22 protein-coding genes are annotated in these 25,342 nt (G+C 30.1%); 4 read left to right on the forward strand and 18 right to left on the reverse strand.

Annotated features, from left to right (window positions below):
• Positions 1 to 108 precede the first annotated feature (108 nt).
• The 7 genes from BTO16_RS11630 to BTO16_RS11660 form a co-directional block, all read right to left on the reverse strand.
• Positions 109 to 897: a hypothetical protein gene (locus BTO16_RS11630; RefSeq protein ID WP_105021853.1), complete on the reverse strand. Its 789-nt coding sequence runs from the start codon at positions 895 to 897 to the stop codon at positions 109 to 111.
• 174 nt (positions 898 to 1,071) lie between these two features.
• Positions 1,072 to 2,295, reverse strand: coding sequence for an OB-fold protein (locus BTO16_RS11635; RefSeq protein WP_105021854.1), 1,224 nt, complete (start codon positions 2,293 to 2,295; stop codon positions 1,072 to 1,074).
• A 291-nt stretch (positions 2,296 to 2,586) separates the two neighbouring features.
• A complete protein-coding gene (locus tag BTO16_RS11640) occupies positions 2,587 to 3,270 on the reverse strand; it encodes a recombinase family protein (RefSeq protein WP_105022894.1) in 684 nt (227 codons plus the stop codon).
• Between the two features lie 147 nt (positions 3,271 to 3,417).
• Entirely contained in the window at positions 3,418 to 4,443 is a 1,026-nt protein-coding gene (locus BTO16_RS11645) for a hypothetical protein (protein WP_146105396.1), read from the reverse strand.
• Positions 4,444 to 4,449: 6 nt separating this feature from the next.
• Positions 4,450 to 4,938, reverse strand: a complete 489-nt coding sequence (locus BTO16_RS11650; protein WP_105021856.1) for an XF1762 family protein — start codon at positions 4,936 to 4,938, stop codon at positions 4,450 to 4,452.
• Positions 4,939 to 5,022: 84 nt separating this feature from the next.
• Complete coding sequence (locus BTO16_RS11655) at positions 5,023 to 5,550, reverse strand: ImmA/IrrE family metallo-endopeptidase (protein WP_105021857.1); 528 nt, start codon at positions 5,548 to 5,550, stop codon at positions 5,023 to 5,025.
• Positions 5,540 to 5,914, reverse strand: a complete 375-nt coding sequence (locus tag BTO16_RS11660; protein WP_105021858.1) for a helix-turn-helix domain-containing protein — start codon at positions 5,912 to 5,914, stop codon at positions 5,540 to 5,542. Before BTO16_RS11660 ends, BTO16_RS11655 begins: the two co-directional genes overlap by 11 nt.
• Positions 5,915 to 6,351: 437 nt before the next feature.
• Here BTO16_RS11660 and BTO16_RS11665 point away from each other — a divergent pair, with 437 nt between their 5' ends.
• The 3 genes from BTO16_RS11665 to BTO16_RS11675 are packed head-to-tail and all read left to right on the forward strand — an operon-like array spanning position 6,352 to position 9,026.
• Positions 6,352 to 7,311 (forward strand): E2/UBC family protein, encoded by a 960-nt coding sequence (locus BTO16_RS11665; RefSeq protein ID WP_105021859.1) that lies wholly within the window; start codon positions 6,352 to 6,354, stop codon positions 7,309 to 7,311.
• Positions 7,298 to 8,701: a ThiF family adenylyltransferase gene (locus tag BTO16_RS11670; RefSeq protein ID WP_105021860.1), complete on the forward strand. Its 1,404-nt coding sequence runs from the start codon at positions 7,298 to 7,300 to the stop codon at positions 8,699 to 8,701. Before BTO16_RS11665 ends, BTO16_RS11670 begins: the two co-directional genes overlap by 14 nt.
• The gene (locus tag BTO16_RS11675) at positions 8,679 to 9,026 is read left to right on the forward strand and encodes a DUF6527 family protein (protein ID WP_105021861.1); all 348 of its coding nucleotides are present in this window, start codon (positions 8,679 to 8,681) and stop codon (positions 9,024 to 9,026) included. Before BTO16_RS11670 ends, BTO16_RS11675 begins: the two co-directional genes overlap by 23 nt.
• Before the next feature lie 292 nt (positions 9,027 to 9,318).
• On the opposite strand, the gene BTO16_RS11685 is transcribed toward BTO16_RS11675, so the two are convergent.
• The 8 genes from BTO16_RS11685 to BTO16_RS11720 form a co-directional block, all read right to left on the reverse strand.
• Positions 9,319 to 10,905 (reverse strand): anti-phage dCTP deaminase, encoded by a 1,587-nt coding sequence (locus BTO16_RS11685; RefSeq protein WP_146105397.1) that lies wholly within the window; start codon positions 10,903 to 10,905, stop codon positions 9,319 to 9,321.
• 151 nt (positions 10,906 to 11,056) lie between these two features.
• On the reverse strand, positions 11,057 to 11,791 hold the full coding sequence (locus BTO16_RS11690; protein ID WP_105021864.1) for a hypothetical protein: 735 nt from the start codon (positions 11,789 to 11,791) through the stop codon (positions 11,057 to 11,059).
• A 79-nt stretch (positions 11,792 to 11,870) separates the two neighbouring features.
• Positions 11,871 to 12,626 carry a hypothetical protein gene (locus BTO16_RS11695; RefSeq protein ID WP_146105398.1) on the reverse strand — a complete coding sequence of 252 codons (756 nt, stop codon included), beginning with the start codon at positions 12,624 to 12,626 and terminating at the stop codon, positions 11,871 to 11,873.
• Between the two features lie 206 nt (positions 12,627 to 12,832).
• Positions 12,833 to 14,242: a purine-cytosine permease family protein gene (locus BTO16_RS11700; protein ID WP_105021866.1), complete on the reverse strand. Its 1,410-nt coding sequence runs from the start codon at positions 14,240 to 14,242 to the stop codon at positions 12,833 to 12,835.
• 22 nt (positions 14,243 to 14,264) lie between these two features.
• On the reverse strand, positions 14,265 to 15,410 hold the full coding sequence (locus BTO16_RS11705) for an alpha-hydroxy acid oxidase (protein ID WP_105021867.1): 1,146 nt from the start codon (positions 15,408 to 15,410) through the stop codon (positions 14,265 to 14,267).
• Between the two features lie 3 nt (positions 15,411 to 15,413).
• Positions 15,414 to 16,787, reverse strand: a complete 1,374-nt coding sequence (locus tag BTO16_RS11710) for an FGGY-family carbohydrate kinase (RefSeq protein ID WP_105021868.1) — start codon at positions 16,785 to 16,787, stop codon at positions 15,414 to 15,416.
• 8 nt (positions 16,788 to 16,795) lie between these two features.
• Positions 16,796 to 18,076, reverse strand: coding sequence for a sugar isomerase (locus tag BTO16_RS11715; protein ID WP_105021869.1), 1,281 nt, complete (start codon positions 18,074 to 18,076; stop codon positions 16,796 to 16,798).
• A 115-nt stretch (positions 18,077 to 18,191) separates the two neighbouring features.
• A complete protein-coding gene (locus tag BTO16_RS11720; protein WP_105021870.1) occupies positions 18,192 to 20,297 on the reverse strand; it encodes a bifunctional aldolase/short-chain dehydrogenase in 2,106 nt (701 codons plus the stop codon).
• 386 nt (positions 20,298 to 20,683) lie between these two features.
• On the opposite strand from BTO16_RS11720, the gene BTO16_RS11725 reads away from it, so the two are divergent.
• Positions 20,684 to 21,724, forward strand: a complete 1,041-nt coding sequence (locus tag BTO16_RS11725) for a GntR family transcriptional regulator (protein ID WP_105021871.1) — start codon at positions 20,684 to 20,686, stop codon at positions 21,722 to 21,724.
• Positions 21,725 to 21,758: 34 nt separating this feature from the next.
• Here the strand turns inward: BTO16_RS11725 and BTO16_RS11730 are convergent, their stop codons facing one another.
• The 3 genes from BTO16_RS11730 to BTO16_RS11735 form a co-directional block, all read right to left on the reverse strand.
• A complete protein-coding gene (locus tag BTO16_RS11730) occupies positions 21,759 to 22,340 on the reverse strand; it encodes a hypothetical protein (RefSeq protein WP_211298230.1) in 582 nt (193 codons plus the stop codon).
• A gap of 30 nt (positions 22,341 to 22,370) precedes the next feature.
• Positions 22,371 to 22,607, reverse strand: a complete 237-nt coding sequence (locus BTO16_RS17740; protein ID WP_211298231.1) for a hypothetical protein — start codon at positions 22,605 to 22,607, stop codon at positions 22,371 to 22,373.
• A gap of 105 nt (positions 22,608 to 22,712) precedes the next feature.
• A complete protein-coding gene (locus tag BTO16_RS11735; protein WP_105021872.1) occupies positions 22,713 to 25,169 on the reverse strand; it encodes a BNR-4 repeat-containing protein in 2,457 nt (818 codons plus the stop codon).
• Positions 25,170 to 25,342 lie beyond the last annotated feature (173 nt).

The raw sequence follows: 25,342 nt of genomic DNA on the forward strand, positions 1-25,342 counted from the left end.
CATGCATCCTTAAAAAAGTTTTTAACTCTTTTATTTCTGCCAGAGTTAATTCTTCTTCTGGCTCTATAATTCTTTTTATTGATTTATTCGCTGAACTCATAAACCAAATTATTTAATTATATCATAAACATCATCATCTATATCAACTCTAATAGATTCAAACTCCATTTTCAAAATTTTCTCTAACAAGTTTTGATTTGATAATAGTTCATTAGTGTCTGAAATAAGTCTTACATCTCCATCGGATAATTTTATAGAAAGTTTCTTATAAAAATTTGTCTTCAAACAAAATAATAGTTTTAGTTTTTTAGAATCATTATAGTCTAACAAAACATCAAATTCTTTACTATTAAAGAAGTTATTAAAACCCTCCTTTACATAAGTTGTGAAGTTTAAACTCATACTTATTTTTGCACCTTTTTTTCTTGTTAAGGAATCCGACAATTCTTTATTGATAAAGCTAATTTTTCCATTCGAAAATACCTCCATATAGTTTTCTGCACCAAATACAGATAGAAGTATATTAAGTTTTAAATATGTAAAATTCTTTACACCAATATTTAATTGCTCCCTAATATATTTAAGTTTTTCTAGAGATAGTCCATAGCTTTTTAAATCAATAAAAATGTCCAACCATATATTCTCAGCTATATTAAATCTGTTAATTTTTCCTTTGTCCTCGTTAGAAATAATTACAGCTCCAGAAGTAATCCAATTATTCATTACTCTAGGTTTTACATCAGCTCTTAAACCTGTTTTATGTTTAATTAAAACATAATTAATTAGCTTTGAGTTTACAAATTGTAAAAAAGTATCATTTGCAAATCCAAGAGTCTCTTCAATTGCTCTTTTAGTTAACTCTTGTGAAAATTTATCTGTATAAAGTTCTTGATTCATAGTATAAAATATTTATGCAAATATAAAATTTTACATCTTACGTAACAAAATTATTTTTATTTTACTTTATTATTTACTTAGAAGACAAAATAATATACTATCCATAGGGACTTTTTGAAAAAGTATACTATGGATAGGAACTTTCTGAAAAAGTACCTATTGATAGGTACTTTTTTATTCAAATAGGCTACAATCTTTTAAACCAACATTTCCAAATAGTCCATTACATCTTCCTATAACAACAACTTTTTGTCCTTTTTTTAGTTTAGCAACTATCTTTTTGTCTAAATAGCATTGAACGCTACCCATAATATATCCAGTTTTAAGATTAATATAGCTATCGTCGAGAACATCATTGCCAATATCATCTATAAGTCCAGTAACTGCTAACTTCTTGCCCTTATAAATTTCATCTGCCGCAATTTCATTGTCTTGATAATCCCTAAAAAGTTTTTTTGCTGATACCTCATAATCAACTTTTAAAATGTATGGACTGTTTGGATTTACTCTTTTAGCATGTGATAAGTAACCTTTTTTAGTGGCTAAATGTTCATACACGTAATCTTGCCCTTTGCTATAGTCAAACCATCTTCCTGCTCCTTTGCTATTTGCTTCATAAATCGCATTTAGATTATTATTGTTAGGCTCGATATGATAAAATATAGACGTCATATTGTATGGAGCGTCAATGTTTGTCTTACTATTTTCATTCATTGAATAGCTTACACTTGGTAAACCATATAAATTAAACTTCTTTCTATATTGTTCGAATACTTCAACTAATTCTTTAGTATAACCTCCTTTATTGGGGGTTGATAGCACAATAGCTTTAATAACAAAGCTAAGTTTATCTGCACCTAAAGTAGAGTTTTTAACACTATCATCAAGTGTTTGGTCTATGGCAAATAACTCTTCGTTGTTTTCTTTATAAATATGTCGTAAACCATTATTGATTGCTGTAATAAGCGGAATATAGTCAGCAGAAACTTCTTTGTTTTTAACCAAAATTTTATATGTATTCGTTTCCTCTAACTTATCAATAATATTTTGGCGTGATTCTTTCCTGTCATCTGTTAGTAGGTTTACATTCTTATTAACCTTAGCTAAATAGGGTTTATAATTACTAACTTCTGCACTTTCTTTAGTCTTTGAAGGAGAAATTCCTTCTATCTCCTTACTTAAAAATAAAGCCAAAATAAAAAGCAAAATATATGAACCATAACGAAATCCTTTTTTACTCCAGAGATTGATACTTTCTTTTAACTTATCTGTAAACATTGGGAAGAGAATAATCCCTAAAATAACTAAACAAATTCCAGATAGAATTTGAGATTTTGCTAAAAATCCAAATCCTCCTAAAAGAAAGAAAATGGATAAAATGTACTTAATAATTTTCATAGAACTGAATGTTTTGCACCTCCAGACCCAAGAAGTGATTATTGAAAATTAAAAAAGCGTGGGTACTGTAACTTAAAGTAGTTGAGGTACTGGTATACCCACGGCACAAATAAGAACAGCCCACGCCAAACGTGAGCATTAGTCTTATTTATTTCTGTACCGTTATAAATTACCAGTTTCCAACTACGAGAATAAATAGCTAACTCTAATATATTTTATGTAAAAATTACTCTATTTTTTCATTTTTAAAATTTTGTTTTGTGTAAAAATAAATTTTTGTTTGATACAAAATTAATAAATATTAATTTCTTTTTTATTTATGTACCTATCGTATAAAATTAAAACTTGTGAAGCAGAAAAATCTTTACCTCTTCTAGTTTTAAATCCGTCTAAATTTAATTTTGTTGCAATTTTTCGAAAACTCAATTTTTCTTTTCTTAAAAGTACTATCAAAGATGTAGCTTTTTTGTTATTTGGGTTCTCTTTAGCGTTCTCAATAATTTTAAGCGTCCCCTTTCTTCTAGCTTCTGGAGTTAAATTTTTAGGAGAGCCTAATTTTACACCTTTTTTCCTTAGCTCATCTAAAGCCTTTTTTGTTCTCAAACTTGTTCTCTCACGTTCCTCTTGTGCTAATACTGCTAAAATCCCTATAGTAACTGAATTTGCATCTGGCATGTCACAACAAACAAAGGAAACATTGCTATCTCGTAAAGTATAAATAAATTGTACATTTCTAGAAAGTCGATCTAACTTAGCTATTAGTAGAATTGAGTTTGTGGTCTTACAATGTTCAATTGCTTTTAGTAGTTCTAAGCGATTATTTTTCTTTCCGCTCTCTGTTTCCTCATATTCTGCAACTAACTTATCTTTCTCGCTTAAAAAAGCCTTTACAGACGTTCTTTGCGCTTTTAAACCTAATTGTGTAATTCCTTGCTTTAAAGTGCTAACCCTATAGTAGCTTATGTATTTTCTCATCAAAATAAATTTATTAGACAAGACTCTATTTATAAGCGACTTATCTAATAAATTTACAAAAATACTTGGTAATAAGCAAAGGAAAAGACTCTTAATTGTGTACTATATTAACATAATCTAAAAAGTATATTAAAATTGAATTAATGGTTATTTTTTATTAAATCTCAAAAATAAATAAGAAGACATTAAAATTAATATAACGCAAGGAACTATCAGCCTCCACTCCAAAGGTAAATCTGTACTAAATTCATTCAAATATTTAGAATTATCTTTAATCATCCAAATAGATAAGACAGCTAAAACTGTTGCAATTCCAAATTTAATAGCCTTCCACCAGCCAATACTTTTTTCCAATTCAATATTACATGCATATTCTGTAACACTTAAATCTTTAAACTCACTTTCCTTATCAACTACTGGAAAAAAAGACATAAAAGAAGATTCAGAAGATACATTTAGAGATTTAGCATACATTGGCACGGTTTGGTCATCAAAATGAGCATTTATAGATATTGGATTAGTTGTATTAAACGACACATCAGTTGAAGACGATTCTATTGCAATTTGACATTTTTTCTCATTTGGATTTGCTAAAGATATATCCAAAAGATATTTCCTTCCTTGTGAAATTTTGTAGTGACTACTTTTTTTATTCGCACTAGACTTAACATCTACTACCTTTCCATCTATTGATTTTAAACTTTTAAGATGGAAAAAAGAAAAATCTGAAAAAAAACTTTTTATTAATGATATTTTATTGATCCATGATTCATTAGGCTTACTAATCACACAATCCAATTCATTTAAATATTTTACAGAAGGTAATTCATTAGTAGAATTTGTTTCACTAATTGTTGCGTCAACAAAATTACCTAATTGAAAATAAATGTGAACTAATTCTGTCTCTTCTGTTGTTTCTATCAATTTCAAAGTAGAGGATCTAATCGCATAATTACCCTTAACCTTGTTAGTCTCTCTATTAATATCAGTAAAGAAAATTAACAACTCTTTGCCTATATATTTTTTTTGATTTTCTAAAATATCATTGCTTACATATTTTTTTTTGTATCTAAAATGTACTGTAAAACCTTTAGGCATAGAAAGAACCTTATATATGTCCCCAATATACAACTGCCTATAATTAGAACTAAAAGCGCATAAATACTTACTCATATTTAGTTAATTTAACACAGACTCCCATCTAAATTTTTTTATCTTATAGATTTCTAATAAATCTCTCGATAAACCATCCATCTTAGATTTGTTCTTCCAGTTATTGTGGGGCTTTACCTCTGCTACTTTCTCCCATCCAGCACCTTTCATTGACGCACCAGACTCCGAACAAAGAGTGTAAGTAATCATCTTATTGCCTCCCATTAACTTCCATATTTTACTGCAATTAGAAATTAAAAAACTGGCTGTACCTTTTGGAGAATTTTCCGCAATACACAATCTTGTAATTTCTAATGTGTATCCATCCATTAAAGTTGCTGACACTGGATTACCAACAATTGCAACACCAACGACTTTATTACTTTTTATATCAATAGCAGAAATAGCCCATTTACCAGAGTTTCTAGTTGTTGGTCTATGATGCCTATGAAATTCTTCTACAAATTGATTTGCTTTTTTTATTGTTGTAGGTTTAGTTCTTAAACTTTTTGCCATATATTTTTTTGTTAAATGTACTTAAAAAAATATGTAACGTTTCTTAAAGGGACGTTTGTGAGTTTTAACGATTAACTTTAAAAATTAAAAACCATAATCATAATTCCCTAAATACTTTAACCTAAAATCCATTGCTTGAAAACTAACTTTAAATTTTGTGCTTAGAACGTCAACCTTTGAATCATAGTCCATATCCTCTGAAAGTTTTTTCAATTCAGAGTTTATTAGTTTTTTTGGCATCAATAAAGAGGCTGCAAAAAAATTAGCTTGCTTCTCCACTATATAATTTGAACCTCTCTGATTACTTCTAAATAACTTAGAACCCCTATAGTAGTCGACGAATAAAGGTTGGTCTTTATGTAAAATAAAGTGACCTAATTCATGAGCAATGGTAAATCTTTGCCTAACATCATGTTGACTCTGATTTAGCCCAATAACATCTTTATTATTTTTTCTAACTAAAAAACCTGAAATATCATCTTGTAAATTTTGTCTAACAATTTCAACATTAAGAAGAGAAGAAATTTTCTCAACATTAACTGGAACTTTTAGGAAATTAAGATTGATAAGAATTTCAGATGTAATTTTTTCTATCTGATTGTTATTCATCATCGTGAAGTATTTCTTTAAGAAAATTTAAACTTTTAGTACTCATACCATTGTATTTTGAGTTGATAAGCTCAAAATATTTACCTCCTATTGAACTATTATTAGCCCTGTATGTTTTAATAGAAGGAAGAAGATTGTTCAATTCACAATCTAACGCCAATGCAATTTCATAGATAACGAATACTGACGGTTGGTGCTTGCCAGACTCGATATTAGAAATGGAAGACCTGCTTAAAGAAATCATATTAGCCAGTTCTTCTTGTCCAAGACCTCTGGATTTACGCATTTCTTTAATCTTATGTCCAATAGATAAATATAAATTATTACTAATGTCGCTCATAGTTGTATCTACTCTGTAAATATACATAAAAATATAATACAAAATGTTTATAATATAAACAATATTTATTTTTTTAATATATTTGCTTATAATTAGAAAAAAGCATTATCTTTGTAATTAATATTTCTAAAACAGAAATTTTATCTGATATAAAATAAAAAAATCAGATAGAAACTATCTGATTTAAGTTGTAAAAAAGCATTCAATGGGTTACGAGACCCAAAGAAAAACTTTGTATGTGTCGAGCTACAAAGGTACAAACTCTTCTTTTACTGCACAAATCTTTTTTTCTATCTGATTTTCATAATAATTTTTAAAACAAATCAAACAATTCTCGGTATAGTTTTTTAATACTTATAGTGAACTTATTGCTAAAAGCAACTGAATTTCACACTCTAACTCATTGAGAAGTTTCTACGTAATGAGTGATGTAATAAATTTTATAAACATAAAAAACCAAGAATATGTCACAAAATAAACAGACAGATTTAAAGGATTGCTATTGCAGAGGTATAAAACCAACGATAGCATACGAATACATTATTTACTTAAATGAAAATAAATATTCAAACAAAACACAAACAATAACGGGTAATGATTTACATAAAATTGAAGGAACGAGTTCCGATACACATTTTATTAAAATGGTTACTAAAAACGGAAAAATTGATATTGGTCCAATTACCGAAGTTGATTTGACAGAATGTGGTATTGAAAGATTTATAATTCTTCCATACCAACAACTCGAAATTGATTTAGAAGATTGTTTTTGTAAAGGTGTAAAGCCAGTGATTAGTTACAAGTATCTATTAAAAATCAATAGAGAAAAGTATTCTACTGTGAAAGAAAAACTCTCTAGAGAGGAAATTCTTCAACTTGCAAGCAAAGACCCAAAAACGCACCGTTTAAGGATGTTTACTAAAAACGGTAAGCAAATCATAGAAAAGGATCAAATTATTGACCTAACGGAATGTGGAGTAGAAAGATTCGTTTATGAGGAAATTGATTGTACAGAAGGTTTTCTGAAAACAGATTTAAATCTGATTACACAATCAGATAAAGACTTCTTATCAAAGTTGCCTAATGAAGTCAATATAGTCAATGAGAGAAATTTAAACTGGATAATAATCAGGGATTTTTTATTGCCAAATGGCTATAATGAAAAAAAAGCTGATATAGCTATCTTAATTCATCCTCAATACCCAACTGCACAGTTGGATATGATTTATTTTTATCCTGCTTTAATGAGAACAGATAAAAAACCAATAGGTGCTTTGACTCCGCGTAACATTGAAGGAAAAGTCTATCAACAATGGTCTAGACATAGGAAACCATCTAATAAATGGAATTCAGAAATTGATGATATAGAGTCACATTTGGATTTGATGATGAATTGTCTAAAAGCTGAATTTGATAAACGTTAATTTTTTCGATATGCATATTAAAATTTCAGAAAAAATGCATCATGAGCTGAAAAACCATCTTCACTGTGGAGATGGTTTGGAAGCGATTGCTTTTGCATTATGTGGACGACATTCATTTCAAGGAAAAGAATTTTTGTTAGTACATAAAATACTTCCAATAAGTTATGATAGATGTATTAGGGAGGAAGATAGAGTATCTTGGAAGACTATAGATTTAGAACCTTTTTTAGAAGAAGCAGCAGAGAAAAATTTAGGTATTGTTAAGTTTCATTCACATTTTGTCCAAGATTCTGAATTTTCAAAACTAGATGACAATTCTGATACTTCTGTTTTTGATACAATCTATAGCTGGATAAATGAAAATAAACCACACGCTAGTGTAGTAATGTATCCTAATGGCTCAATGAAAGGTAGAATCATTACTCCTAATTTGAATTTCAAATCGGTGGATAAGATAACCGTTGTAGGAGAAACTGTTAAATCTTACAGCTATAATTCTCAATTCCAAATTGCAAATTCATTTATAAGAAATGCACAGACCTTTGGAGAAAAAACTATAAATCAACTTAACTCGATGAAAGTTGGGGTTATTGGTTGTTCTGGTACTGGTAGTCCATTAATTGAACAGCTATATCGTTTGGGAGTAGGTCATTTAGTTCTTGTAGATTCAGATCATGTTGGGGTTGAAAATTTAAACAGGATAATTTCATCAAAAAAATCTGATGCAACAAATAAAAGGTTAAAAGTTGACGTGATAAAAGATCATATTCAAAGTGTAGATATTGGAACAAGAATTACTAGTTATCCTTATCTATTACAAGAATCAAGGCAAGTAGTAGACGATTTAGCTAGTTGTGATTTCGTTTTTGGTTGCATGGACTCTTTAGAAGGTAGACATTATTTAAACTTAATATCTACCAATTATCTTATTCCACTAACTGACATTGGGGTAAAATTGATGGCTGATGGAAAAGGTGGAGTAAATTCAATAGTAGGAAACATTCACTATGTTTATGCTGGTTCAGAAACTTTACTAGAAAGAGGTGTCTATACATCAAATCAACTTGCGGAAGAAAGTCTTAAAAGAATTTCACCAGAAGAACACGAAAATAGACAAGTATATTTTAACAATGCTGTGGTAGATAGTCCAGCAGTTATTAGCGTGAATACCCTTTGTTCTTCTTTAGCTGTAAATGATATGCTTGGCAGAATACATCCATACAGGTTTCAAGATAACAATAAGTACTCAAAGACGGTAGTTAACTTGACTGATTGGGATATTAATTCTTACAGTGTATCAGAAACTAAAGAAAAAATGCATTACCAAAATATTGGTATAGGAAATATTGAATCTAATTTCAATCTTTATGTTACTGAAAAAAACATTTAACTGGTTAAAAAGTTTTGTATTTGGTAAATCTAGAAAGCAAAAACCTAAATACATATATAAAATCGTAAAAGAACTACCTTTTAGTCCTAAAAATAATGTTTTTTACATTGAGGGAGATGAAAAAAATAACGATTATTGGTATGCTTTAATGATTTGCCCTTGTGGATGTAAACAAAAACTTACTTTGAATCTTATTGATGATGTGAGACCATGTTGGAGTGTTAACTTTGAAAATAATATAGTTTCTGTATCTCCTTCCATCTGGAGAACAAAAAATTGTAAAAGTCATTTTTGGCTTAAAAGAGGAATTGTAGATTGGGTATAATCTTTAATTAAAGCACAGAAGACATTTATGTTTACTGTGCTTTTTTAATTATCTACTTTTATTCTGATTAAAAAATACACTGATTGCGGTTTTTAATAGAGAGGTTTAATTCTTAAAAAGATTTTGTTCTTTTTAATACTAAATTTATATAATTAGATTTATTTTTATTAGAATTATTATCTCCATATAATTTGATGACATCACACGTTTTTTGACTGAACACATTTTTATTTTGATAAGTAACTTTAGGAAAAGTTAAAGATAATTGGGTATCTGTATTTTTATTTTTCATCTAATCTTGTAATAAACCACATTCTTTTAATGAATGAATTGCTTGCTGCTCTAATGTTGGTAATGATTGTATTGATTTAGCTGTTTTAGGTTTGATTGTTTTAAAATCTACCTTCACTATTTTTCCATTTTCTTTTCTTGATGCAAATTTAGTGAAAAAAGTTAAATAATTTCTTGGTGCAACACCATCAAAAACTAATATTCTTACTTTATCTAAACAATTTTCATCTTCGGTAATAGCATCACTATGTAAAGTTAAGCACAAACTTTTTATATATGGTTCAATATAGTAAACTTCTTTAATTCCTGCAACTATAATGTGCCTTGCACAATTATGACAAGGATAAGTAGTACAAAAAAGTTTACCATTTATCATTTTTGAACCAGATAATTGACTTCCAGAAATTATAGCATGCATTTCTGCATGAACACTTCGAGAAAATTCAATCAAGTTTTTTATGTTTGACTTTTTTAGATTTTTTTTAACATTATCGTAAAGAGTTATATCGTGAAACCCTTCATTATCTAAAAAAACGCCTTTTGTACTATTATCATTTTTCAAAGATTCTAATAAACTTTCAACTAATTTATCTTTATGAGAATCATTACTACAGTAGCCATTATTTTTACATCTATCATCATTCGTATCACTTTCATTATATAAATTCCCTCCAAATTTTGGTACATCATTCCATCCATTAGAAATTAATTCTCCACTTTCACTTATAATTGAGGCACCTACTTGCCTTGATAAACAAGCCGAATTACCAGCTGCTGATTTTGCCGAATACATAGCTTTTTCTTCATTTGTAGGAGTTATAATATCACTTTCAAAAATTAGATGCAAAAATCTCTCAATTCTCGTATCAATATTTATTTTATTGTTTTTTGAGACCCTTAAAATAAAATCTCCATCTGTAAACGTACCTCTAACATTCTGTCCAAAATCATTGTTTTCAAACTCATCTTTACCAACAATTTCAGCAATTTCTGAGGGAGCTAAATCTTTTTTAGATAAATTATTTTCTCTTTCGTTAACAGGGGAAAAAATACTAAATAAATAGAAATTTTTTGTGTAAATTCTCCTTAAAAGCAATAATTCTTCTTTATTTTTTATTGAGTCAAAAATATAACACTTTCTTCTACTCTTAATATTTTCATGATTTAAAGCCTCCTCTTCACCTAAACCTTGCGTACGAGAATATAGGATATCTTTTATTGCTAATTCAACAAGAATAGAATTGTTATTATATTTTTTTCTGATTTCATTACCTTCTTCTATTTTATAAACCAATTTTGAAAAGGCTGGGGTTTTAGTTGGTATCTGTTTATATTCATTTAACTTAAAATCCTCTATTTTACCACTTAATTTAATAATTTCAACTTCATAGTTAAACTTTTCCTTCATTATTTTCTCTAGAGAATTAATTACAGTAGGTTTAAGAGAGCCAATAGGAGCACAAATTCCAAAAAATAATTCTTCTGTAAGTGTATTTCTTACTTTTTCTCTTGTAGTTTGTCCTTTCTTTTCTTGAATCGATTTTTTGCTACTATTTAATTCTACTGCCTCCATTAATTTTTTTTTCACAATTTAAGATTTAAATTTAAATTATACTTTAACTAAATTATAAAATCTTCAAATTTCGAATACTGCTTATTTTTAAGGTTTACTCTTTTTTATTGTGTCAGAATTTGTAAGATTTCTCTTTTTTATTGTGTCGGATTTTGTAGGATTTTCACTAATTAACAATTGCTCGATTTATTAAGTCAACGTTATTGTTTAGTAAATCACAAGGATGATCCCAGTACTTATATCCATTATGGTAAAAAACTCTGTAAGCTACACCTTCAAAAATTTCAATTTTACCAAAATATCTTATATGTGAAGCTATTTTTAGAAAAAGATTGTCATCTCCCATGTCCTTGCGTAAAGTGTAACTATGCGGGTTTTTAGGCATAGTTTTAGCAACTATCCATTTACTCCCTTGTAGTTTTCTTCCAATAATTTCATCATCAAGATTAAAGTGTCCTCTTGTTTTGTATTCATCGTATTTCCAGAGTTTTTTCTGGAGGCTCATATCAACTTTTTCATTATTAACTACATTAATATTATTTTCAGCTAAAAAATTCTTTAAAATATGTCTGTAGCAAAACTCTTGCTCCTTACCATGACCACATAAGGCTATTTTAGTCTTACTATGAGTTTTGCATAAGTTATTGAAGGTTGAGGTTATTCTTTCAAGTCCAATTCTCTCTAGATTATTTTGGTAAAGTAAGTAGCAGGATTTGTAGTCTCCTGCCTTTTCATTGTAAAAGTTTCTAAAAGTATTTAATCCTCTTATTCGCTCTACTTTGTCTTTACTACTGTAATTGCCATATACTTTCCCTACAATACTTATAGGAATGTAATAATTCTCTAATAGTTTATCTAACTCTGAAAAGTTAGAAGTTATTATCTCTGTTATATCATTCATATTTACTGTTTTTTATATATTGGAATAAATAAATCGTTCTACTGCTGTATGTAGCCATAGCTACCTTTTACTTTTTTTCCTAATGTTTATAGTGTTTTTTCCTTGTTATTATAAATGATTGTAATAAGTCTGATTCTACTATTTTTATATATTTCCCATTTGTTCTCAATCTTCCAGCTATCAAAGGACTAGACAATTTAATTGCTTGTAGGTGCTCAATACCTATTTTTTTCCCCTGACTATTAATTAGGAATGGAATGTTTTTCTTAACAAAAACCATTTTAGATTCAATTGCCCATTTCTTTATTTTATTAGCTCTAGAATTGCATATTCCCAAACGCTTTGCTATATAACTTATCGCTAAAGGATGAAAGTCTTTAGAATAAAAATGCCAATTCATATTGGTATCAGCCATCCTTGACACCGATTGGTTTTTTCTATTCATTAACTTTTTAATTTTTAGACAATCTGTAATTAGCGTAGCCGAAAGAAACTGTTTGAAATCTGTATAATCATCATTCTCAAATAATACTGCCGCAAGAGGCTCTAATTTTAATTTTTTGCATAATTGTTTGTAGCTAATTATTCTATAATATTTTTTCTTTGTGTTGACAGTAATCCATCGTTTTTTTATTAACCATTTTACAGCACCTCTTGTCCATTTTTCTGACATTTCTATGTCAGAAGACCATGCTGATACCCCAGTGGTTTCATATTTCACGTGACCACTTGAAATTTGTTTAAAATACACATAGAGTTTTAAATGGTTGACTTTACCATTTAATAGAGCATATTTGCAAAGGGAGATAGGTATGGATGAATAAATAGGTTTCAAATCTGTATCTGATTTTGAACATTATTATTCATTAAATAGTATAAACCAGCTTCTTCTAAAACTGGCTTTAAATCATATAATTTTTTAAAATCTAAGTATACTTGGTTCGAAAGTAGTTTCGTTCCGTGTACTAAAGAGAAAACCTCAACATTTACTTGTTGAGGTTTTTTTATGTTTTAAAAGTATGCTCAAAAGGCTTTTAAGAACTATATTCTTTGAAGACGTTTACTAAATACCAAAAACAAAATACCACATAATAACCAAGCTGGTAGTGTTACAAAAGACAAGAAAACATCAAACTGTATAGATATATAGTAAAATACACCAAAACTAATTGCCCAAGCCCAAAAAACAGCTTTATTAAAAGATAAGTTAGCAAATTCCGCATAGTTTTTCTTTATCCCAAGTTTTTCTGCAAAGAAATGTTCAAAAACAATAACGGCTCCAAAAGGTGCTAAGATAAATCCGTAAAGGGCCACGAAACCTAAAAGTTTCATTGCAAATGCAGGAAATAAGCCTGCAACCGTTGCCAAAGCACCTGCTAGAATAGTAACCTTTGCTGTAGATAATTTTGGTAAAATTGCTTGAAAAGCTAAACCTGCTCTATAAATTGTTGGGTTTGCAGTGGTCCATCCAGCTAAAACTACAGCGATGATTCCAAAAACACCAATAGCATTGTGTGCCAAAGGTCCAGGAGCAACAGGTGGTGCTTCTCCATTATTTAAAAAGGCTAATGCTTCGGGTGATTTTAAATATACTGCATACAATAAGGCGGCAGCAATCCAAGCCATATAATGGCCAACATACATTCCTGCAGCCGTTGTCCATCCTGCTTTTGCTTCTTTTGCAAATCTAAATACTGATAAATCAGACATACCAATATGCATAGCGCCATTTGCAAACCAAGACCATATTACAACATGCCAAAAAGTAAATTTTAATTGTCCTGGAAAAGGTTCTGAACCTTCTCCCCAAATATTCCAAAAATCAGAAAAGCTAGCAACTCCTAATTGATTTAGAGCTACAACACCACAGGCTAAAAAAGCAACTACAATAATTGGAGACATCCAATTGGCAGCTTTTGTAACTGTGTCATAACCACGTGCTGCAATAATAGAAATTACAGTGCCTATTAAAACAACTATAATAACCCACGTAAATCCATTTGGTAACGTATCTGATAATTTTGGCATTGGCATATCAAAAGGAATACCAACAGCCGTTGCAGAAACGGTAATCATAGAACCTGCTAAAAAGCAAAATAAAATTCCGTTTGCTAAATTATAACCCGTCACTAATTTTCTACCACAAATTTTTTCTAGTTGAAAATATAAAGTCAATCTATTTTTAACAGCAATTTCTGCCGTTAAAAAACGCCAACTTAAAACCGCTAAAAGATTTCCTAATAACAACCCAATAATTAAATCGAACGCACTAACACCGGCCGTTAAAAACAGAGGGCCAATCATAAACTCTGTACCTGCAGCATGTTCGCCTGCATACATACCCAAAAAGCTTTTCCAACCTTTTAATTTTGATTTTGGCACTGGTTCTCTTTCAAATTCTCCTCCAGCAATTTCTTCAATTTGATCTGACTCTATGCTAACTTGACTCATATATTTGTGTTCGTTTGGTTGATTATATTAGGTGATTTGGAAAATCTTCTACTCGTTCACAACAAATCTGTTCCATTACCTGTTGTAATTCTGTTTTTAATAATGAAATTGTATGATCTCCCCCTTTATTACCGAGTGCCGAAACTCCGTACATAAAAGAACGTCCCATAAAAGTAAATTTTGCGCCAGATGCCAAAGCCCTTGCAACGTCTGGTCCGGAACGAATTCCACTATCCATCATTACTTCTATTTGATCGCCATATTTTTCTGCAATAGATTTTAATGGTTTAATAGATGATTCTCCTGCATCTAACTGTCTTCCACCATGATTAGAAACTATAATACCATCTATGCCTAAGCGTATAGCTTGTTCTGCATCATAATGAGAAGCAACTCCTTTTAACACCAATTTGCCTTTCCACATATCACGAATCGGCTTAATTTTATCTTCGTTTAATCTACCAGAAAACGTTTGATCCATAAATTTACCCAATTGATTTAAATCTAGACCTTTTGGCATGTATGGTAATAAATTTGCAAAACCAGGTATGCCGTGTTTTAACGTTTGTAAGCTCCAATGTGGTCTTCCAAAAGCCTGCAAAATATTATTTAAATTCATTTTAGGCGGCATCGCCAAACCATTTCTAATGTCTCTTGGCCTGAAACCAAAACTTGGCACATCGCACAAAATAACTAAAACCGGGCAATGTGCAGCTTCTGCCCTTCTAATAATATCGTCTCTTAATCTATCTTCTGTTGGATGATATAATTGAAACCAAGATTTTCCTTCTGTTAACTCTGAAGCTCTTTCTATACTTGTGGTTGTTACGGTACTTAAAATAAACGGAATATTATGATCAAAAGCTGCTTTTGCTAAAATTTCTGGCGAATTTGGCCAAATTAATCCTTGCAGACCAATTGGAGAAATGCCAAAGGGAGCATCGTATTCTATGCCGAATAATTTTGTTTTTGTTGATGAGCCTCCGTGATTTCTTAAATAATTAGGCTTTAATTGTACTTCTCTTAATTCTGATGTGTTTCTGCGTAAATTCACATCTTCATTGCAACCGCCATCTAAATATTCAAAAGCAAATTTTGGAATTTTTTGCTGTGCTCTTGTTCTTAAATCGTCTATTGATGGATATCGTGTGTCTATTTTTAATGCCATAATTTATTTGAGAATAAAAGGAACATGTTTTTTAAGTGAATAATTTTCTTTTAAGAATTTTGAATTTAATTTTTTATCAGAAATTGAAATTGCAGCGCCAAGTGCAGACCCTAAAGAGGCATCCGTAGTTCGTAATTTCATCCCTCTAAAATAATGTGATAATAATTTAATATATAAATCATTATTACTAAAACCACCATCAATGTATAATCTTTTTACATCGTCTGTACCAATACATTTTTTAATACTCTCTAGTTGTAATGTTACTAGTTCTATCATTAATTGATGATACGCATGCTCAAACTTATTATAAGTGATTTTTGTTTTTTTAGGCATGTTAGGCACCGTAATGCTTTCCCATTTAAAACAAGGTTGAAAGTCTTTCATAATTTCGAAAAACACCTCATAATCAAAAGATACATTTCTATGAAAATCGTCTGAAACCCCAAAATGTTTGTCTAATTTTTTAACCTGAATTTTGTATTCATTTCCTAAAAATAAACGGGTTGCTTTTACGGGTTTTCCATTAATACGCATGTAATTAATAGTGTTTCCATCCTCAGTATTATCAGCAATTGGTTTTTTTGCAAACGGATTAAAAACAATGCTCCAAGTACCTGTAGAAACTAATGCAAATTTTTTCTTGACACTTCTTACATACGGTAAAAGTGCGGCAGAACTATCATGAATTCCTACTCCTATTTTAATACGTTTGCCATTATAATTCATGTTTATACTAGTTTCCGTAGAAACAATTGGTGGCAAAATTTTATGCAAATTCTCTGCATAAACCCAGTCATGATAATCTTTTTTATCATAGTTCCACAAAGCTGTATGGCAACCAATACTTGTATATTCACTTAAAGGAATGCCTGTAAAAACATAACTTAAATATTGCGGAAGATGTAAAGAGTATTTAATTTTTTTAAAGATTTCTGGCTTTCTGTATTTTAACCAATACAATTGAATTCCTGAATTTAACATGCTTAAATCTGAGCATACTGTTTGCTTCAAAAACGCTACTTTTGGACCATATTTTGCAAAGAAATCATCTATTAATTTCTGATCTATCGGTTTAATATAATTGTATAAAGGTGTTAAAGGATCGCCATTTTCGTCAATATGAACAAAACTTGCTCCGTAGGTAGAAAAATTAATGGCCTCTATATCGTATTTTTCGGCTTTTAAAATCAAGCTAAAAACTTCTTTTAACCATTTTTGCAATGCTGGTAAATTTTCTGTAGGAAAACCGTCTTCATCTACAATTTCATCAAAATGTATGTATTCTTTATGAACTTGTTTAAAATCTTCATCAAATAAAAAAAATTTTTTATTGGTTTTTCCGATATCAAAAACTGCAGTAACTTTTTGTTTCATTCTAAATATTATAAACCGGTTGCTACTGTATTTCTTCCTCTTTCTTTTATCAATTGATTTCTAACATCTAAAGATCTGTATGCGTTTATTGGACTAATAACCCCACCGGAATTTAAACGAGCTCTTTCTATTAAAGGGCGCACGTCTGTTCTGTAAGCACCTTGCAAAATTTCTTGACATTTTACAACATCATTGTCTAATTGCGCCGCTTTTAATTCTTCTTGATCAATTAATAAAGCTTTTGCAAATGCTTCTTGAATAGCTTCTAAAGATTGAATTAAATCTTCTAAAGGATCTTTTACATTATGACTCGCATCAATCATCCACGCTAAATCTGGATTTTGGGGATTGTTTTGCATACCGTATACTAATTCATTAAAAATCAAGAAAAGTGCATAGGGCTTGATACTACCAACTGTTAAATCGTCATCGCCATATTTACTATCATTAAAGTGAAAACCACCAAGTTTACCTTTTAATTGTAAAATTGATACAATTTGTTCAATATTACTATTTGGTAAATGATGTCCTAAATCTACTAAAGTAAACGCTTTTTCGCCACAACCATTAGCCAACATTAATGAAGCACCCCAATCTTGGATAACTGTGCTGTAAAAATTTGGCTCATACGGTTTGTATTCTATTAACATTTTCCAATCTTCTGGCAAACCTTTGTAGATATCTTTTAGACTGTTTTGAGTATTTTGAAAAGCAGTTTGAAAGTTATTTTGACCAGGAAAACAAGAACCATCAGCCAACCAAACCGTTAAACTTTTAGAACCTAGTTTGTCTCCAATTTTAATAACTTCTAAATTGTGTTGTATTGCCTGTTCTCTAACATCCTTATTTGTATTGCTTAAAGAACCATATTTATAGCTTTCTGATGCACTTTTTTGATCTTGAAAAGTATTAGAGTTTACAGAATCGAACTTTATATGTAACGAATCTGCTTGTTGCTTAATTGCAGCATAATCCGAAGGAACATCCCAAGGGATGTGCAAAGAAACGGCTCCTGCAGTTTGAGTTAACGCATGTAAAACTCCAACATCTTCTAATTTTTGTTCTAAAGTTGATGGTTCTCCGTAAAAAGAAAAACGCCCAAAACGAGTTCCACCTGCTCCTAATGCCCAACTAGGAATTGCTACTTGAAATTCTGATAATTTTGATATAATTTCTTCAACTTTATGACCATTTTTAGTGAGTTTATTTGCTAAGAAATCAAAATTATCGTTGTGATCTTCAAGAATACTCTTGTTCGTATTTTGAATATGTTCTTTATTTATTTTCATTACGTTTCTTCTTTTGGTTTAATAATTAGAGAATTCTCTCAATTTAAAAAACTTCCATAAATAATGGTTTCATCTATGGAAGTTTAACATTTAAATTAATTCTACTTTATAACAATTATCTTACAAATGCATTGGCCATCCCGCCATCTACATTGATTATATTTCCAGTAGATTTATCGAGTATTCCTACTAAAGAAAATACGCCGTTTGCAATATCATTTGGTGTTATAATTTCATTTAATAAATTTCTTTTTGCATAAAAAGCAGGCAATTCGGCTACGGTAATTCCGTTTGCTTTTGCTCTACCCTCTGCCCAAGCACCTTCCCATATTTTACTACCTATAATTACGCCATCAGGATTTACGGTGTTTACTCTAATTTTATCTTTACCCAATTCTGCAGCTAACAAACGAACCATATGCTGTTGTGCAGCTTTTGCGGTTCCGTAAGCTACATTATTTGGCCCCGCTACTAATCCGTTTTTACTTGCTATTGCAATATAATCGCCACCAAGACCTTGTTTGCGCATAATTGCAGTTGCTTGTTTTGCTAAATCAAACTGACCTTTTACTAAAATACTTTGTAAAATATTCCAGTCTTTATCTGTAGTATCTTCTAAAGCTTTAGAAATTGCTAAACCAGCACTGTGCACAATAATATCAACTCCTCCAAACTCTACACATGCTTTTTTATAAGCAGAAGCTATAGATTCTGTATCTGTTACATCGCAAATTGCGTACGTAGAAACATCTCTTTTGTAAGTTGCGTGTGCTTCAATTAAGCTTTGCTCGTTAATATCTGTTAAAACAACATTTGCTCCTTCTGCTGCTAATTTATCTGCAATTGCTTTTCCGATTCCGCCTCCAGCACCTGTTACAAAAGCAACTTTTCGAGACAAGGGTTGTTCTTTTGGCATTCTTGATAATTTAGCCTCTTCTAATAACCAGTATTCAATATCAAAAGCTTCTTGTCTTGGTAATGAAGTGTATGAAGTTATTGCTTCTGCACCGCGCATTACGTTAATTGCATTGATATAAAACTCGTTTGCAACTCTAGTTGTTTGTTTGTTTTTAGCAAAACTAAACATTCCAACTCCAGGATAGATGATTATTACAGGATTTGCATCACGAACTGCAGGACTATTTGCTTTTTTACAGGTATTATAATAATCTACATATTCTTGTCTGTAACTTTCAAAAGCAGGCTCTAATTTTTTAAAGACTGCATTTGCATCAGAAAGGTCTTCATTTTTATCTAACTTTAAAACTAAAGGCTGAATTTTAGTTCTTAAAAAGTGATCGGGACAAGAAGTACCCATTGGCGCTAATCTTGCCAAATCATTGCTGTTGACGAATTCTAAAACAACATCTGTATCAGAAAAATGACCAATCATTCTATTTTCCGAAGAACATAAGCCCCTTAACAGAGGCATAATTTGAGCTGCTTTTTCTAAACGATCTTCTTTAGGAAGGCTTTCAATTTTTTGACCTCCAAAAACACTTCCTTTTTCCTTAATTTTTTGCTCAATATACTCAGAAGCAGTCTCAATAACCTCTAAACTATTTATGTAACATTCGTAAGAAGTGTCTCCCCAAGTAAATAAACCATGAGAACCTAATACAATTCCTCTAATTCCGGGATTATCTTCTAAACATTTTTCTATTTGCAAACCTAAATCGAAACCTGGTCTTTGCCAAGGCACCCAGCCCATTGTATCGCCCCAAATTTCTTTGGTTACTTTTTCACTGTCTTTTGCAGCAGCTACAGCAATTAATGCATCTGGATGTAGATGATCTATGTGTGCAAATGGTAAAAGACCGTGCAAAGGAGTATCTATTGAAGGTGCTTTGCTGTCTAAATCATAAATACAATGATTGAATAAACCAACCATTCTATCTTCATCGGCTAAACCACCATAAACGTTTTTTAAATCACGTAATCTTTTTGTGTAGATTCCTGCAATTCCGCTTCTATTTAAAGTACCTATATCACCACCAGAACCTTTGATCCACATTACCTCTACTTCTTCATTTGTAAGTGGGTCTTTCTCTATCGTTCTACAGCTAGTATTACCACCACCATAATTAGTGATTCTTAAATCTGCGCCTAAAATGTTTGATCTATATAAGAATAATGAAACTTGGTCATCTCCAAAAGCAGTTGCCTTTTCTTCGTTCCACAAATAATCTACATGCTTAAATTTTTTTGTACTAGTTTTCATAAGGAATCTTAAATATTTTTAGCTAAAATAAAGTACTATCAAAATATTTCTATCCTGTACTGTACTGCACAGATAAAGGTAGTGTAGATAGTTTTTACTTAAAGTGCATTTAAAAGTTGAAAATTAAAATATTATGTTACAAAAACCTTTTTAAAAACTTATTTTATTTAGTTGTTTTTTTTAAAATTACAGGGTACAACAGGATGCTCTTTTCCTTTCAAATTTATTCATTTGATTTTGTTGATTTCATGGATTATTGTATATTCTCTTGGCAATTTTATATATTTGTGTACTAAATTACACCTTATTTAAGACTGATAAATACAGGGAAAAAGATATATTTGATAAAATCATTTAAGGTTTAATAACACCTATAAAACTGTTTTATGTTTAAATTTATAACTATTGATGAAAATTCTAGAATTCCTAAATATCAACAAATTGTTGACTCTATAATTCATAATATTTCTATTGGTAAATTAACAATGGATCAAAAAATACCCTCTATAAATATGTTTAGTGAGGAGTTTTATCTATCTAGAGATACCGTAGAAAAAGCATATGGTATTCTTAAAAAACGAAATATAATTACTTCAATTAGAGGTAAAGGATATTATATTAGTAGAACTGAGTTAATTTCTAAAGTAAATATTTTATTTCTTGTTAATAAATTAAGTACTTATAAAATGAGAATTTATACTTCTTTTTTAGAAAATATAGGCACCAATTCTCATACAGATTTGCATATTTATCATTGTGATGAATCTTTGTTTTTAAACCTAATTAGTAAATATAAATCTTCTTACGATTATTATGTAATTATGCCTCATTTTAAGACAGAAGATTTAAAACATGTAAGTTTTACGGATAAGGTAATAAAAGAAATTAATAAAATTCCGCAAGAAAAATTAATAATTTTAGACAATGCAAAACCAGGTATAGAAGATAATCTTACCGAAATTTATCAAGATTTTGAAAATGATATTTACGATGCTTTAAAACAAGGTATTGATAAAATTAGTAAGTATAAAAAAATAATGTTAATCTATCCAGAGAGATCTGTGTACCCTTATCCACGAAGGATTTTAACAGGTTTTAGAAAATTTTGTGTCGAGTATAAACTTGATTTTGAAATTTTGAATGAAATCTATCCTGATATGATTTTAAAAAAGGGCGATTTATTTATTACTATTGAAGAATCTGACTTGGTAAATTTAGTAAAACAAATTCGTGAAGATGAGTTTATTTTAGGAAAAGAAATAGGTATCATCTCATACAATGAAACTCCTTTAAAAAGTTTATTAGGCATTACTGTAATGTCTACCGATTTCAAAATTATGGGCGAAACAGCAGCAAAAATGATTTTAAATAAACAAAAAGGTAAAGTAAAAGTACCTTTTAATTTTATTGAGAGAGAATCGCTTTAAAGTATAAGCATTACATCTTTATTAAATCTACCAATTATTCTTTTTGATTGATAAAACTCATCAATATCTTTTTAACATCAGCAACAGTTCCCATTTTTAAACCATTTTTGACGTTTGCTCCAGTTATCCAATATAAAACCATACCTGCATCGGAACAATCCCATTTGCCTTTTTGAAATTTAACAACATTGTCATTTTCTGCGATTTTTCCTTGAATCCAAACTTGTTGTAAACGCTCGTCTTTATGGTTTTTTGCCCAATCCCAATCTTCAAAATTTACTTTTAAGTTTATATTCTGATCTGGAATTCTAACTTCTTCAATTCCGAAATCTAAAATTTGTTGCCATTTATAAAAATCCCCAGCATTATCATTTGCGGGATGATGCGTTATTACTTTAACATATTTGTGTTTTTCTTTTTTGGAAGCGTCTAAAGCAAAACCAATAATATCTGGCTCACCAGCTTCTATAATCCAAAGTGGATTTTCATCCGAAGAAATATTTATTGCCTTTGTTAAATCTTTAATGGTTTGTTCTAATTGCCATTTTGCATCAAAAAAAGTAAGTGTATCAAAACCACCCCATCGCCTTGCTGTTACATCGCAAGCACTTTGCATTAAAGCATGTCTTTCTTTTTCTGCTTTTTCTTATATTTTCTCTCCCCGAATTAAATCACAACTATGAGAATAATGCACCAATCTTTTTTCAAGACCAGAAGATCTTAGTAAAGCTAAAGATATTGCGGTTCCGCCTAAATCGTCTGGATCTGCAGAATTACCATCAGCAACAATGGCAATTCTCCCTTTTGGCGGGTTTATAATTTGTGCGGATATTGCAGTGGCTATTGAAAATAAAGCTACAAACAACCATTTTATTTTTAACATGATACGTCTTATTTTTAGCACCAAATAAATATAATTAAAAACCTTCTAAATTATAGAAGGTTTTTAATTATTACTATCAGTATTTTTAATTTGAATATAAAATATTTATCTCATAATTAATTTATTGACATATGTGTTTTGATTATCTCCAATAACTTTTATAAAATAAACCCCTGGTTTAAACTTACCATCATTATTTATTTTTATTTTTCCTAAGGTAGTAGCAGTTCGATAAATAGTTTTCCCTAAAGTATCCGTAACAATAATAATTGCTTTATTAAAACCATTTAATGCTATTGTAAACCTATTATTGGCAGGATTAGGATATACTTTTACGGATGTTAATTCAAGTTTTTCATCATCTAAACTAAGTGGCGTACTTGCTAATTCTACTTGCCATTTACTTCTGTTATCTGTGTTTTCTGAGTGTATAATTGTATTATCTGTTTGATTGTATAAATATCTTACAGCATTTCTAATTTCAAAACGATAGATTCCATCTCCTTCATAAATAACAGTCCATTGTTTGTCACTATCTTCTCTTGGTGCTGCAAAACTTGTGTTTATTATTGCTCCAACTGGGCTTCCTGCTGCTCTTAATATTCCTCTATTAGTGGTACTATTGATATTAAAATAATCGCCAGCTTTTACAAACTCCCATTCTTTATCTGCGCCAACACCAGAAATGCTTGCAATAACTGCTGTTTCTTCAGAATCCAAATATCTGCCAGTTTCTAGATTCTTTATCCTATATATTTCTCCTGTTAAATCTGTATAATCTTTATTTTGAATAGTGACTGTTATTTCTGAAGAAGAAATACTTTCGTTTTTATCATTGTAAGCAACTGCTTGAATAATATATAGACCTGCTGTAACTGGTATCCAGTTTACTGAATATGGAGCAGTAGTGTCTTCTTCAAATGATGAACCATCAATTTTAAAATCTACTTTAGAAATAACACCAGTATCTGTAGAAGCATTTGCAGAAAGCGCTACAGTTTCGCCAGTATTAAAAGTTTGATTATTAAATGGAGATGACAGAGAGACATTAAAGGGTTGTTGTACAATATCTAAATCAATAACCTGTAAATAGATAGGTTGTGCATCTCCAGTTTTTTTCTCCATTAAATAATAATACAACTTTCCGTCTGCAATATGCACTTGGCCATGATTAAAATATTTACCACTATTTGCTTGATAAATTCTCGTAAAATTATTGGTTCCTCCTTCTGCTTTCTCAACAAATACGCGCCCATTATTAGTTAAACCAATAATATAAATATCACTTCCTGTGGTATAAATCGATTCTGCACCAGAAAAATCAGTAGTGGTTATAAAATCTGGATTGCCTGCTTTTTTATAAGTATGTACTTGCTTCGTTTCATTATTTTCATTGTCTTTTACTTGACTTATAAGATGTACATCTCCATTATCAGTTACTGTCCAATCAAAACCACCAACAATATAAACTTGATTTGCTGCAGTAGTTGCAACTAAATCTCCGGGTTCTGATACTTTTACCAAATCAGCAAAAACTAGTGGCAACGCAAAACTGTCTCCTCTGTAATTATTCCAACTACCTGTACCGTCTTGATTGTCTGAATAGGCGTAATAAATTCCGTTTTGATATTCATATTTATCATTATTATTTGATGATCTGCGTTGAAAACCAACTCTAATCTTACCGTTTACATATTTCATATTTCCATACAAACCCCAATTGTAATCTTCGCCTCTGTTTTTAGCATTTAAAATATTAAAATGTGTAAAACCTGACCAAGAAGAAGTACTTGCAGTATATTTAGAAAACTTATATGCACCATTATTATTACCACCTTCTCGCATGTACATAAAAAGGTCTCCAGAGTCGTTTAGAAAAAACTGCGGATATGTTAATTCGGAAAAAGCAGCATAATTCTCTGCCCTATTTAAACTTAAATGCTTGTATCCATCATTAGTGTTTTTTACAAACTGATTCAGGCTAAAATCTTCATCAGAAGCGGACGCAGCATTTTTAACAGAAAAAGAATATCTAAAATAATCATTACTTAAACTACCATTTGCCGGCTTTGTTCTTCCATAAGCGTGCATATCATACAGTAAATGGATTGTGCCATCTAACGGACTTATGGCAACAGCGATTGTATTGTGAGATTCTCCTAACCACCAATTATTTTGAAAACCACTGTGTTGATGTGGAAATTCAATAGTTTTTAAAGTTCCTGTAATCGTATTATAACGCGTTAACATTACATGGCGATTTTCTTTACCTCCTTTATACCAAGTCATAAAAACAAATTCTTTATAGGTTTTTATACAATCTCCATGTGGTGTAATAATGTTTCCAAAAACATAATCATAAGGAGCATCTACGCCTGTATTAGCGGCATCATTATCAACTTTAGACCCATTAAAATGCAAACCAAAATCAGAAATTTTAACCTCTTTTTCTAAAGTTACTTGTGCGCTCACAATAGCATTTAAACTTAAGAAAAAGCAAAATAATGCAATACGTTTTTTGCTTTTAATTTTAAGAAATTTAATTGTTATACTTTTTTTCATCTACTATTAATTTGCTTTTATTAAAAATAATGCATTTTAAAATGCAATTTGTCTAAAAATCTAACAGAAACTATCCTGAGGCATCCTGCTACATCCAATTAAACCTTTTAACTATAACTAAGAAAATGTTCAATTTTAATTTAATTAATCATTTTTCAACTCATAAAGAATTA

Source organism: Polaribacter glomeratus, assembly GCF_002954665.1.
Classification (GTDB): domain Bacteria; phylum Bacteroidota; class Bacteroidia; order Flavobacteriales; family Flavobacteriaceae; genus Polaribacter; species Polaribacter glomeratus.